A 12,411-nucleotide genomic window follows, 5' to 3' on the forward strand; every position below is an offset into this window, starting at 1 on the left:
TAAGTTATATTTCCACTCCATTGAAAATATTTATCAAAACGGTCAAGAACCTTTGCTTGTTTGGAAAATAAAGGGATGCAATTTGGACTTTTTAATCAGCTAAATAGATTTTCTATTCCATTTTAGGGGAAATATATTATGTGTCAAAATGAAATAAAAATGCATTGTATCGAATTTTATAAGGCATTTGTCGAGGTAAGCAATCACGAATTATCAGATAAGGAAATAGAAGACGCTTTTAACAAGTATATCGAGTTCGAAAAAAGCCCAATTTTCAAAAGACTGTCTTCTGCTGACATGACTGCTATTTTTAAAACCATAAAAATTTGCTGGCAAGATAAACAAAATTTTGAACGAGCGATAGATCAGGTATTGACTAAGCGAGGAATTAATAAATAGCTATATTAATTTTTGTAAAATCAGCAGCTTCTTGGCCACTTTGGAATGGAAGTGTGTATTTATACTCAAGTGAAGCGAATAGCGAAAAAATTATCCAGTGGTATCAAAAATCAATAAACAAAGGTGACCTTTCGTCAGGAATACGTTAGTTAATGTATCGTGTGCTCGGCAGAGCAGGAAAGTTATAAAAGGCATCAGTGAATTGTTCAAGAGGAGAGTCCTTAGAAGATTTCGAGTCTAGCAATTTTTTGCTGACGTACTTTTTCGTGATTACGTAACACCCAATAAAGACCGCCAAAGAGGATGCCAAAAGTAACTCGCCCGCTCTGCGGCAGGGTATTTCTTACTAAATGAATTAGGCAGCACAACATACCTTTTGCCCCGACTCAGCGATTCGTATTTTTTTGTGGTCCTTGTTTTGCGAACTCCTAAGTGTATGACTGTATCCGTCCGGTAATCCCACCTAGTCTTTAGCAAACTGCCATGGTAGTAGCTGCTCGATATCGGTTTCGGGTTTGCTGAGTTGCTCCAGGCAGCCCATGACATACTCGAAGACGTTGAGGTCGTTAGCCTTCGCCGTTTCGATAATGCTGTAGAGAATGGCGCTGGCATTGGCACCACTTGCGGTCTGACTGAACAGCCAGTTTTTTCTGCCGATGACAAACGGCTTTATAGCTCGCTCTGCGCGGTTATTGTCGATGCTAAGCTGGCCATCCAGTGTGTAGCGTTCCAGCTTTTGCCATTGATTAAGGCAGTACTGTATTGCCTCTCCGAGTTTTGTTTTCGGTAACACCTGTTGGGCTGATTTTATCAGCCATGTCTCAAGCTGATTAAGCAGCGGCAGGCTTTTTTCCTGTCACGGCGCCGGGTATAGTAAGTTTGAACGTTAATTTGCTGCTGGCGACAAAACTCCACCGCAGTGAGCCCGCTTTGTTTTTGTTGCTCAAATAAGTTGAGCCAGTCTTGCACTTCTCTCCGTTGATAATGCTGCATGGTCATTCTCCTTTGTAAAGAGAACACCATGCCGTAGCTAATTTATTAATTGAATGTGTGGATTACCGGACGGATACGTATGACTTGGCAGCGTAAAGCTGTACTATAGCCAATAGTGATTTATTTATATGCGGTTCTTAGGGTCCGCATCATTTAAATGTTATACGAAAAGGAGATTTACAAAATGAAGGAACGTTTGATAGAAGTTTTATCTAGTATTGAGCTTCTCATAAAGTCCACTGAAGTAGAGTCGGTATCAATAGAAATCTGCAAATGGTATGAAGAAAAAAATATATCTACCCCAAAGCAATTTCTTACTGATAATCTATTAATTATCGGAAAATCAGAAAACGATAATTTGTTAGTATTTACACTATCTGAACGTATGCCCGGTTCGTCTTTGGCAGTTATTAAACCAAATGCAAAAACTTACAAAATCAAATTTCCAGTAGATTCTTCGATTTAACTGTTCGTATCAAGCCGCTGTAGTCGCTCGCTGGGACACAAACGCGTGGGCTGTGTCGCTTCGCTCCGATTTTAGCCCACATATTTGTGCCCCTACTAAGCGGGGTTGAATGTACTTTGTCTTAAGCAGACTAAAGTCACACACGTAAGTTACGGTCCGCTTTTCGCTCATTTGAGTCATAATACTTGCGTAAAAAGCTGAAAATGAGCGAATTGAGACATCAGTATTTGTCTAACAATAATATTGCTAAGTTCAGCGTAACGATTACGTCATCGAAGGGAATCACGAATCTATCTTCCTCCTCATGTCGTAAAGACACTAAATTGCGCAGTAAAACTTCAATCTGCTCGGCCCTAATATTCGAGTCTAGAGCCAGTTCATACTCTGTAATTTGTACTGCGTCATTTTCTAAAAACGGCATTTCATAGGCCCTCTTCGTAAAGACTCTTATACTAATGGACTGCTAGCTTTACAATACTGTACGCATGGCCAGAATCGCAGCTAGCTAGCAACAAATAGCTCTGCTGATATTTGAGGAATGGTTTGATGTCGTTTAACCGCTGAAACTGATAGGAATACCCTGCTGCAGTTATTCCTTGGCTCTAATGCTGACCCTGTTCGCATTCATTGCCAAGAATTAGTGGATTTTGCAATACATATTAGCTCATTTGCCTGAGCCATATATGTTGACGCTCACAAAAATAAAGTGCGCGAATAACTTCACACGAGAGTTCACAACAATATTTAAGAATAAATACTTAAAATCATGACATTAAGACATCATTCGTTCGTGCGTAATGTAATTGTAGTCACAAAAGAAATTTACGCCAAGGAAGACATCACCACTGCGTTGATATAGCTGACAGGAGAGCTTTCCTTCCAGCACATAAAACTGAAACAGAGTGTGGCAAGGCGGTAAGGCTTGTTTGCCGTGGGCCGCATTGTCTTTCGGTGACATCGTTGGATCAGGTAATACTGACGGGTTCCAGGCACTCACAATCAGGCGGCGGGAATCAGGGTTGGTTTTAATCTCGTTGATCAGCGCGGTAATCTGGTCAACGGTCTCGCCATCGGCACCGGCCCAGCTGCGCCACTGATGGCCATAAACCGGGCCCAGCTCGCCTTCATCCGTAGCCCATTCGTCCCAGATCGAAACGCCGTTGTCCTTGAGATAGGCGATGTTGGTCTCGCCTTTTAAGAACCACAACAATTCATGAATAATGGAGCGCAGATGGCACTTTTTGGTAGTGACCAGCGGAAAACCTTCACTCAGGTCGAAGCGCATCTGATAGCCAAATACACTTAATGTTCCGGTGCCGGTTCTGTCTTCTTTTTTTACGCCGTTATCGCGGATGTGGCGCATTAATGCTAAGTACTCTTTCATGCGTCGTCTAGCTCTTTACCGTTTTGTTAGCAGGTGTTGTGGTGACACCATTCTTTTTATAGGCATATACCATTAGTCCCAGACCACCAAGGATCATCGGGATACAGAGTAACTGTCCCTGGCTCAGGCCAACCTGATACAAGCCAATATGGGCGTCAGGCTCGCGATAAAACTCAACAATAAAGCGAAACGCGCCATACCCCATCAGGAATAAACCGCCCACCGCACCGGTTGGTCTTGGTCGCGCAGAATACAGCCAGAGAATAATAAACAGTAACACACCTTCCAGGGCAAATTCATAAAGTTGTGAAGGATGGCGTGGTTGTGGACCGGCGCCCGGGAAAATAATCGCCCAGGGTACGTCGGTAGTGCGCCCCCACAGTTCAGCATTAAGAAAGTTACCAATACGGCCGGCACCGAGGCCGATGGGCACCAGTGGTGCGATGAAGTCTGCTACCTGCAAGAAGCTGGCGTTCAGGCGCCGAGCCTGCCAGAACATGGCGGCAATTACACCCAGCAGACCGCCGTGGAATGACATCCCACCGGTATGAATATAAAACAGGTAGAGCGGATCCTCTAAAAATAAGCCAAACTGGTAGAAAAAGACATAGCCCAGACGGCCACCAATAATCACCCCGACAAAGCCCCAGAACAGCAGGTCGCTGAGTTGATCGCGGTTCCACGGCGAATTGGGTAAGCGCTTTTTAGCCAGCAGATAAGCGGCAATAAAACCCAGCAGATACATCATGCCGTACCAGCGTACGCTTAGTGGCCCAAGGCTGACAATAATCGGATCGATATTGGGAAATACCAGGAAGTCTGTTTCACCCATGTACTAATTCATTCCTATAATCATGCGGATACTCACTAACACCAGCAGTCCCGCTAAAATCTTCTTAAGTAATTCAGTTGGCATATTCTGCCCTAACCGGGCGCCAAAGCCAGCAGTAAATATAGAAGTGGCCATAATGCCAAATCCTGCTGGTAAGTAAACATACCCCAGCGACCAGTCTGGTAAACCGGGTAAATTCCAGCCCGCGTGGATAAAGCTCCCGGTACCAAATAACGCGATAACCAGGCCGCTGACTGCTGCACAGCCAATTGCCTGACGAATAGGTACCTGGAACCAGACCAGCGCCGGTACCAGCAAAGCACCGCCGCCAATGCCCATCAGTGCCGAAATGGTTCCTACAATTGCTCCCACGGTAATAAGGATGGCTGGCGTATAGGCCTTGTTCGAGGCAGTACGCTTGCCAAATACCATTTGTGCGGCAATGAGTATGACTAATCCGGCAAACACTTTGGTGAGAATATCGGCCGGCAACATGCTGGCCAGTTGAGCTCCGGCGATGGCACCAACCGCAATACCGGTACCGCTTAAAACAATCACCCGTGGCACAATATTGCCCAATGAGTAATGTGCTTTGGCAGAAAAAAAACCGGTGATGATAATGGTAAACAGTGACGTTGCGATGGCCATGGGCATCGCCAGTTCGTGGCTGATGCCGGCAATACCGGTAAGCAGTGCAGACAGCACCGGTACAATAATCAGGCCGCCACCTATGCCGAGCATGCCAGCCAGCGTCCCGGTGAGCATTCCCAGGGCCATACAACTGACGAAAATGAGTAGCAGAGGATCCAATCTAAGTCTCCGTAATGATTGAGGTTGCTAGCATACCATAAGTCCACCTTACAGAGGCGTTAGCATAGCCCTGTAATATGATGAATTTAAGAACCGGCCCGGACTAATCCACCGAGCCCTTTAACTTCCAGATACTGATTGATGTGATTAAAGACTTCTTCGTAGCTGTCGGAGGTTAATGCACAAGACAGCAATGACTGCGCCTCACTGAGGTTTACATTACGCACCACCCAGTTAATCTTACGCAGGTTAAAGGCATTCATACTGAGTTTTCGATAGCCCATCCCCATCAGCAAAATGGCGCCGCCCGGTTCACCGGCGATTTCCCCACACACTGATACCGGTACCTGATACTGGTCGGCCTGTTTGGCAATGTCATACAAGGCCGAGAGTACTGCCGGGTGGTAACTGTTGTACAAGCTGGCTACGCGCGTGTTGTTGCGGTCTACGGCAAGCAGGTACTGGGTTAAATCGTTACTGCCGACTGAGAAAAAGTCGACCTTTTTTGCCAGTTGCGGTAATTGATATAACACCGAGGGCACTTCGAGCATTATCCCCAGGCGCGGGCGATAAAGCCGCTCGCCTTGGAGCCTAGCCTCTTCTTCTACCTCGAAAAACGCCTGCTCCACCAGCCGGCGTGCCTCATTTACCTCGCCAACGCTGGAAATCATCGGCAGCATAATGCTGAGATTCTGTAAGCCAATACTGGCGCGTAACATGGCGCGGATTTGCACCAGGAAAATTTCCGGATGGTCCAGGGTCAGGCGGATCCCACGCCAGCCCAAAAACGGGTTTTCTTCGGTTATCGGAAAGTACGGTAAAGGTTTGTCACCGCCTACATCCAGCGTACGCATGACAATTTCGCGATCCGGCGCGCTTAACAGCACATTGCGGTACAGCTCTACCTGTTCGCTTTCAGACGGAAAGCGCTCACGCATCATAAACGGAATTTCCGTACGATAGAGCCCTATACCGACTTTACCGGAGCGCACAGCAGTTTCTATCTCCGCCGATAAGCCAGCGTTCACCTGCAAATTAATCCGGCAGCCGTCTTCACTTTCACAGGGCTTGTCGGCTTCTTTGTCGATGCGCTCTGAGAGGAGTTTCTCTTCTTCTATGAGTTGACTGAACTCTGCCTTGATTGCCTTTTCAGGCGACACAATAACCTCGCCGGCATAGCCGTCGAGAAGGATTTCTTTTTTCTCAAGCAGAGTTGGCGACACATTCTGACAACCCATAACCGCCGGCACGCCCATGGCTCTGGCGAGAATAGCAGCGTGGGAGTTATTGGAGCCGCGAATGGATATTATGCCGGCCAGAAACTCCTTAGGAAATTCCGCCAGCATTGGCGCGGAGACTTCTTCGGCCACCAGAATGCTAGCCTCACTGGGGCGATCGCTGACGGATTCTGTCTTGCCACTGATAACCTGCAGAATATTAACCAGGATCCGGTTGGATAAATCCACAATATCGATGGCCCGTTCCTGCATGTACGGATCATCCATCGCCTCAAACCGGGCAGCATAAGCTTCCACCACCAGCTTTAATGATGACGCCGCATCCCAGCCTTCGCGTATTTTTGCCTCGACCTCGCGCCCCAGACTGTTGGCGTCGAGTAATTGATGATAAAGCTGAAAGATTGCCCTTACATCATCGGGCACCTGTCCTTCCAGCCGCTGCGACAGCGCTTCGACCTGCGTGCGGGTGACCTCTACCCCTTTGCGGTAATAATCAATTTCCTGCTGGGTATTATCCGACTGTTTTACAATCCAGGTAGCCAGCGTGTAGGCGGCATGAGGCGAATAACCCACGCCCATGGCCAGACCCGGCGAACCTGGCACGCCGCGTACATTCTTTTGAATGTGGCCAGCGTAAATGCCGGCGATCGGATTGAGTGCGCCACGGGTTTCTGCGTGGGATATTTCCAGCGCAATTTGCGCCGCCAGCGTAACCAGAAAGGCTTCTTCATCTTCACTGAATTTACGCTTAGCGCTTTGCTGCATGGTGATAACACCCAGCACTTTACGCTGATGGATAATCGGGGTGCCAAGAAAAGCGTGATAACTTTCTTCTTTAACTTCCGGATAGTGCTTAAAGCGCGGGTGGTTGGGTGCGTCCTGAATATTGAGCGGCTCTTCACGCTGCCCTACCAGCCCGATCAGGCCTTCAGAAAAGCCAATTTTAACCAGCTCTACCGCGTCGGGCGCGAGGCCATCAGTGGCTTTAAGAACAAAAGCCTGAGAGTTGTAGTCGGCCAGGTAAATGGAACAGGAGTCAACGCCCATGGTTTGCTTAACGCGTTCAGCCAGACGAAACAGTGCATCGGTCAACCGGGGGATTTGGTTGACCTCCTGAACGATACTCTTAAGTACCGTTAGAATACTGTTTTTTCGACCCGCTTCTGCCGCCAAGAGTGACCCTACCCTTATCCGCGTCGTTTGCGACGATGCTGCTTTGAATGATGATGCTGGTGTCGCGGCTGCGAGGTGATCACCGTCCCGGCAAATTCTTTCATTACACGGCGGTAGACATCGCGCTTAAAGGACACCACATTTCTCACCGGGTACCAGTAACTCACCCAGCGCCAGTCATCAAATTCCGGATGACCGGATTTCAGTACATCTACGTCTTTGTCCTGGCAATCCAGTTGCAACAAAAACCATTTTTGTTTTTGTCCTATACAAACCGGATTACTGCCTTGCCTTATTAACCGTTTGGGCAGTTTGTATCGCACCCAATTTCGTGTCACGCTCAGAATGCTTACATCTTTCGGGGTAAGCCCTACTTCCTCATGTAACTCACGATACATTGCCTGCTCTACAGTTTCCCCTTCATCTATTCCGCCTTGGGGAAACTGCCATGAATGTTGGCCATAACGTCTTGCCCAAAATACCTGACCTATTTTGTTGCAAATCACTATGCCCACATTCGCACGGAATCCATCGGTATCTATCACTCAGACTCCCGGGCACTTTATATTGTTCTGTGATAGCATTCTTTCACAAACCTTTGTACATGCAAAGTATTTATCACATATGTTTAACGTAATGGTTTTTTAAGGGATAGAAGGTTTGCAAGTACCAACCTGTGCACCCGCTGATTTATCAGAACTGGAAAGCCGCGCCCAGGCGATTGCCGGATTCACTCTTGGCGAGCTGGCAGACATGGCCGGTATTGCTATTCCACGGGACTTTAAACGCCACAAAGGCTGGACAGGTCAGTTGATTGAAACCTGGTTGGGCGCCACCGCCGGCTCTAAGCCACAACAGGATTTCCCGGAACTCGGGGTTGAACTCAAAACCCTGCCAATTAATCAGTTCGGCCAGCCGCTGGAAACCACTTACGTCTGTTATGCCCCCTTACTGCTGCCACCGTTAATCACCTGGCAAACCTGTAACGTCAAAAACAAGCTGCAATGTGTTCTGTGGGTACCGGTTGAGGGCGAACGGCAGATACCGGTAGCTGAGCGGCGCATTGCTACGCCATTTCTGTGGCAACCCAACGAAGCACAAAATGCCCTGTTACAGCAGGACTGGGAAGAACTCACCGAGATGATCGCCCTTGGCAAGGTTGAGTCAGTGACGGCCCGGCATGGCGAGGTCATGCAGCTTCGTCCTAAGGCTGCCAGTGGCCAGGTGCTAACCGATGCCCTGGATGCCGAGGGCAATAAAATTCAAACCCGACCACGGGGCTTTTATCTGCGCAAACAGTTTACCAGTCTGATCCTGCAGACCCATTTCCAGCAATAACCATCGTTTCTCATTTTGCCTTTGACCTGAATCAAGCGATAGCGTCAACGGCTTTGCATATAAATAAAGACTTATATACAGTCACAATACTGAATTTGGCTGGCCCGGAGAGTAACCATGGCATTATTAATTAGCGAAGAATGTATTAACTGTGACTTGTGTCCGGCGGAGTGTCCAAACGAAGCCATTAGTATGGGTGACGAGATTTATCAGATAGATACTGCACGTTGCACTGAGTGTGTGGGCCACTACGACGAACCGCGTTGTGTGGATGTTTGCCCGGTAGAATGTATTGAGCAGGATCCGGCCAATAAAGAAACTCTGGATCAGCTCGCCGAAAAATACGCTGCCATGTATGCGTAACGCCAGTGGCACTTAACCTTAACGGCGGCTTTCGAGGTATTTTAAAAAGCTGCGACTGGCGGTGCCATTGGTCCCCAGCTTCAGGCGTTTGGTGACACTGTCGAGTTTGGTGTCAGACCCCATTAATACCTGCTTGGCATACTTCATTCGATACTGGTAGATAAACCCACGGAAATGGGTTTTCTTACCCGCCAGTAACGCCAGACAAATATCACTGGCAGACATGCCGGCCCGCTCAGCAAACACCGCCAGGGTCAGGCCTATTTCTTTGTAAGCTTTTTGACTGATCACCGCGGCTTCGGCACGTTTTAACAGCGCCTGAGCAGTGCTCTGCGACATTTTCGGCGCTGCACTCATGGCGTAGTGGTCGAAGGGTGACGGTGACGGCCGGTGAGCGCGGCTCAATTGTGCCAGCAACACCAACGTAGTTAGAGCCAATCCTAAATGAAACCAGGCCAACCAGAATGTCAGCGGTAAAAAACCAAACGCAACGGCGGCAACCACAATCGCCAGACAGAAAGCCATGCCGACAGCAAACCCGCTGGCGCCGCTCAGCCCTTTAATGTGATACATTTCAGTATCCACTACCTGCAAGGGTAATTCGTGATGGTATTGCTGTAATTGCTCAATCAGCACAATACTGATGTACAAAAATAAAAAGGCCGCAATCAAACAACTTAAATACACAGCCCAGTAACTAAGCGGCTCTCCAAGCGGAGCAAACCCCGGCCATTGTTGCCAGTCACTGCCATGCAGCCCCCCCTGAATAGCCACTAACACTAACAATCCAATACCTGCCGCATAAAACGGCCACAGTGCCAGTTTTGGCTTACGCCACAGCATCGCAAGTAAGTTACGGTAAATCCCGGCCAACAATAGCGGCATTGCAACCACTGCCGCCGCTGCCAACCAGGGTGATGCGCCGCCAACCAGCTGCCATAATTCACTGCTAAGCAGCAGCGGCCAGCTCAGTATGGCCAGCCAGAATCCCTGATAGTCTTTCGCTGCAATCTTATTCCTGCTAACTTTAAACAGCAGGCACAGCCACAGCACAGTCAGCGCACCTGCGCTCCAGAGTGGGATCATGTGTTGAGTGGACATTGTATTTTTTTCCGCGGTAATCAGTTACCAGTACACTTCGCCGGTCATGGCAACCTGACGACTTCTTTCCATCACATTGAGCAGCCCGTGGGTTTTCTCATGAACCCACTCCAGCAACTCCTGTTGCTCGGCCAACTCGGCATCAAAAATTGACTTTTTCAATAATAACAAAGCATTGAGTTCATCGATACCGATTAAAATATCCAACCAAGGCGCGCGGAAGTGGCCACGACTGTCTTCAAACATATCGGCCAGTAAAAAGCCGTTAAACAAGGTCTGGCGCAACAGCATTTCTACTGACGTATAATTGGAAGCGTACATACGACGCTGGATAGGCATGGTTTGCAGAATGGTTTGCCAGCCTTGCGATAGCCAGCCCTTGGCATGCTCCATCAGCGGCATGTCATAGCCTTTTACCTCGGAACGCCAGGGTTTGCTTTGCAGCATCTGAGCAATAGCGAGTTTTAGCTTTGAGGGCGCAGACTGAAAAAGCCGGCTGGCAGGGTCATGGGCCTGCACCAAGCCGGCCTGCCGCCCCTGCAGGTAACTGATCAGTGCCGGATAGCGGGACAGCTTCTTATTAAACAGGCTTTTCTTTGACAGCAACAATCTTAAACTCTGTAAATCGTCCTGCCATAGCCAGTTATCGGCATAACTGAGCAGTTGCTTATGCAGTGTCAGCATAGCCGGGCATTGCAAAACCGGTAGATACAGCGACACTGTTTGCAGCAACATTCGCACTGCCCGGGTAACCTCAGTGAGCATTTTGGTCGCGCCGGTTTCAAAGTACAGGTGTTCATGTTTCTGCCAATGCACTAATCCGCACTCCAGCGCACGGCAAAATGCTTCTTCGGTAGAAATATTCTCTTTCAGTGGCAGGAAGTCCGGTAACGGCGTTACTTTGTGGGAAACACCGTGCAGTAACTGATATCCCTGGGCCGCTTTGGAGGTATCACTTAACCTCGCCGGCAGTGCATCCACCAGCCGGTTTGCCAGCTCAAACATGCGGCTGAGTTCGCCGCTTTTTAACTCAAGCTCGATTTCGCGGATCGGTGCTTCCTGCTGTTGCGCAGCAACTTTACCGTTATCGTAAACCAGTTCAATTTCAGCATCGGGATAGCTAATATCAAAGGTAGTCCGGTTAAAATGCGTGCCGAACTGTTTTTCCAACTGCTCGTTTAGCGTGTCTGCCTTATGCCCTGGTGGCCACGGCACATCATTAAACAGGGTCAAGTCGGGTTCCGGACTATCCAAATCAACGTTAAATTCCAAACGCTGATGCAGGCCGCCGCTAACCTGCCCGGTGGTTTTTACCGTTTGCTCGTAGCGACCATCGGCACCACGAACTCGCATGCCAATTTTATTTTGCTGAAACAAGTGATCGGTGGTGTCGTAATAATCATTGAGCAGATCGATCTGACCTTTTTCCTCAATGGAGATATCCTGCGACGTTAAGGCGGTGAAGAGGTTGTTTTTAAGTGCGGCCAACGGATCTTCGCGCAGCACAAATTTGATTTCGGTTTCCGACATGGAACAGTCGTACTCATAAGCAGTTGCGAGATAGTCCGGCTACATTACCTGCCGATGGGTTATTTAGCAATAGGTGCTGCGCCGCAGACCGCCAGCAATAACAATGTATGTCGGGAAGCACTTGCCTTTCATGGTATCAGCCCCTAACATCAGAGCATTATTTTATGATGTAGAGACACTCATGCGCTTGCTACCTTTTCTTTTCGGCCTGGTTATTGTGAGCCTGCCAGCCGCGGCTCAGCAATCTTCAGATACCTTATCGGCCGATAGCGATCACTATATTGCCGATAACCTTATTGTTTACATGCATTCCGGACCGGGGCGTAATTACCGGATCCTGGGTTCTATTGAAGCCGGATTACCGGTAACCGTGCTGCAAACCAACAGTGAAAATGACTTTTCTCAAATCAGCGATGCCGACGGTCGTGAGGGGTGGGTAGAAACTCAGTATCTTATCGACACTATTTCCCGCCGGGCGCAATTACCGCAGTTAAGTCAGCGTCTCGCCGACAGCGAACAGCAGCTTAACCGGGTTCAGTCACGCAACGCCGAACTGAGCCAGGAGCTGGCGCAGGTAAAACAACAAAATGCTCAGTTGGAAGCGGCGCTGAATGAATCACAACAATCGGTTTCGTCGCTGGAAGCGCAAATCAGCGATCAGGATACCCAGGAGCGTTACAGGATGTTCAGTTATGGCGGTATTGTTGCGGGTGCCGGCGTTATACTTGGCATTATCGTGACCTTTATTCCAAAACGTCGTCGCCGCAACGATTCCTGGATGTAA

12 protein-coding genes and 2 pseudogenes are annotated in these 12,411 nt (G+C 48.6%); 5 read left to right on the forward strand and 9 right to left on the reverse strand.

Translation table 11 applies throughout. The features are described 5' to 3' along the window. Positions 1-138: 138 nt before the first annotated feature. Positions 139-399, forward strand: a complete 261-nt coding sequence (locus D9T21_RS10095; protein ID WP_123324831.1) for a hypothetical protein — start codon at positions 139-141, stop codon at positions 397-399. A gap of 463 nt (positions 400-862) precedes the next feature. Here the strand turns inward: D9T21_RS10095 and D9T21_RS10100 are convergent. Together D9T21_RS10100 and tnpA are read right to left on the reverse strand one after the other, a co-directional pair. After that, positions 863-1,255, reverse strand: a pseudogene (locus D9T21_RS10100) (IS66 family transposase); the annotation flags it as partial. Beyond that, positions 1,210-1,422: an IS66 family insertion sequence element accessory protein TnpA gene (tnpA, locus tag D9T21_RS23270; protein WP_420884656.1), complete on the reverse strand. Its 213-nt coding sequence runs from the start codon at positions 1,420-1,422 to the stop codon at positions 1,210-1,212. The gene tnpA and the pseudogene D9T21_RS10100, both read right to left, overlap by 46 nt. Positions 1,423-1,576: 154 nt before the next feature. Between tnpA and D9T21_RS10110 the strand changes: the two genes are divergently transcribed. Next, positions 1,577-1,858, forward strand: coding sequence for a hypothetical protein (locus D9T21_RS10110; protein ID WP_164464638.1), 282 nt, complete (start codon positions 1,577-1,579; stop codon positions 1,856-1,858). 790 nt (positions 1,859-2,648) lie between these two features. On the opposite strand, the pseudogene thyA reads toward D9T21_RS10110, so the two are convergent. From thyA to rppH, 5 genes and pseudogenes are all read right to left on the reverse strand, one after another. Next, positions 2,649-3,242: pseudogene (thyA, locus tag D9T21_RS10120) on the reverse strand (thymidylate synthase); the annotation flags it as partial. A gap of 7 nt (positions 3,243-3,249) precedes the next feature. After that, the gene (gene lgt, locus D9T21_RS10125) at positions 3,250-4,074 is read right to left on the reverse strand and encodes a prolipoprotein diacylglyceryl transferase (RefSeq protein WP_123324835.1); all 825 of its coding nucleotides are present in this window, start codon (positions 4,072-4,074) and stop codon (positions 3,250-3,252) included. A gap of 3 nt (positions 4,075-4,077) precedes the next feature. Then, positions 4,078-4,884 (reverse strand): sulfite exporter TauE/SafE family protein, encoded by an 807-nt coding sequence (locus D9T21_RS10130; RefSeq protein WP_123324836.1) that lies wholly within the window; start codon positions 4,882-4,884, stop codon positions 4,078-4,080. 86 nt (positions 4,885-4,970) lie between these two features. Then, a complete protein-coding gene (gene ptsP, locus D9T21_RS10135) occupies positions 4,971-7,265 on the reverse strand; it encodes a phosphoenolpyruvate--protein phosphotransferase (RefSeq protein WP_123324945.1) in 2,295 nt (764 codons plus the stop codon). 44 nt (positions 7,266-7,309) lie between these two features. Further along, positions 7,310-7,840 (reverse strand): RNA pyrophosphohydrolase, encoded by a 531-nt coding sequence (gene rppH / locus D9T21_RS10140; protein ID WP_105935729.1) that lies wholly within the window; start codon positions 7,838-7,840, stop codon positions 7,310-7,312. 115 nt (positions 7,841-7,955) lie between these two features. On the opposite strand from rppH, the gene mutH reads away from it, so the two are divergent. Together mutH and D9T21_RS10150 are read left to right on the forward strand one after the other, a co-directional pair. Next, positions 7,956-8,633: a DNA mismatch repair endonuclease MutH gene (mutH, locus tag D9T21_RS10145; protein ID WP_123324837.1), complete on the forward strand. Its 678-nt coding sequence runs from the start codon at positions 7,956-7,958 to the stop codon at positions 8,631-8,633. Between the two features lie 117 nt (positions 8,634-8,750). Next, complete coding sequence (locus D9T21_RS10150; RefSeq protein WP_105935727.1) at positions 8,751-8,996, forward strand: YfhL family 4Fe-4S dicluster ferredoxin; 246 nt, start codon at positions 8,751-8,753, stop codon at positions 8,994-8,996. A gap of 18 nt (positions 8,997-9,014) precedes the next feature. Here the strand turns inward: D9T21_RS10150 and D9T21_RS10155 are convergent, their stop codons facing one another. Both D9T21_RS10155 and D9T21_RS10160 read right to left on the reverse strand, forming a co-directional pair. Next, on the reverse strand, positions 9,015-10,097 hold the full coding sequence (locus tag D9T21_RS10155) for a helix-turn-helix domain-containing protein (protein ID WP_164464639.1): 1,083 nt from the start codon (positions 10,095-10,097) through the stop codon (positions 9,015-9,017). Between the two features lie 24 nt (positions 10,098-10,121). Beyond that, entirely contained in the window at positions 10,122-11,627 is a 1,506-nt protein-coding gene (locus tag D9T21_RS10160) for a CYTH domain-containing protein (protein ID WP_123324839.1), read from the reverse strand. A gap of 130 nt (positions 11,628-11,757) precedes the next feature. Between D9T21_RS10160 and D9T21_RS10165 the strand changes: the two genes are divergently transcribed. Then, positions 11,758-12,411, forward strand: a complete 654-nt coding sequence (locus D9T21_RS10165; protein WP_164464640.1) for a TIGR04211 family SH3 domain-containing protein — start codon at positions 11,758-11,760, stop codon at positions 12,409-12,411.

This window comes from Marisediminitalea oceani, from assembly GCF_003731635.1.
GTDB classification, from domain to species: Bacteria; Pseudomonadota; Gammaproteobacteria; order Enterobacterales; family Alteromonadaceae; genus Alteromonas; species Alteromonas oceani.

Excerpts from the sequence above, each read along its gene's own strand:
- D9T21_RS10110 (WP_164464638.1), top strand. The coding sequence starts at position 1,577 with ATGAAGGAACGTTTGATAGAAGTTTTATCTAGTATTGAGCTTCTCATA.
- D9T21_RS10155 (WP_164464639.1), bottom strand. The coding sequence starts at position 10,097 with ATGTCCACTCAACACATGATCCCACTCTGGAGCGCAGGTGCGCTGACT.
- tnpA (WP_420884656.1), bottom strand. The coding sequence starts at position 1,422 with ATGGTGTTCTCTTTACAAAGGAGAATGACCATGCAGCATTATCAACGG.
- D9T21_RS10165 (WP_164464640.1), top strand. The coding sequence starts at position 11,758 with ATGGTATCAGCCCCTAACATCAGAGCATTATTTTATGATGTAGAGACA.
- D9T21_RS10160 (WP_123324839.1), bottom strand. The coding sequence starts at position 11,627 with ATGTCGGAAACCGAAATCAAATTTGTGCTGCGCGAAGATCCGTTGGCC.
- D9T21_RS10095 (WP_123324831.1), top strand. The coding sequence starts at position 139 with ATGTGTCAAAATGAAATAAAAATGCATTGTATCGAATTTTATAAGGCA.
- lgt (WP_123324835.1), bottom strand. The coding sequence starts at position 4,074 with ATGGGTGAAACAGACTTCCTGGTATTTCCCAATATCGATCCGATTATT.
- D9T21_RS10150 (WP_105935727.1), top strand. The coding sequence starts at position 8,751 with ATGGCATTATTAATTAGCGAAGAATGTATTAACTGTGACTTGTGTCCG.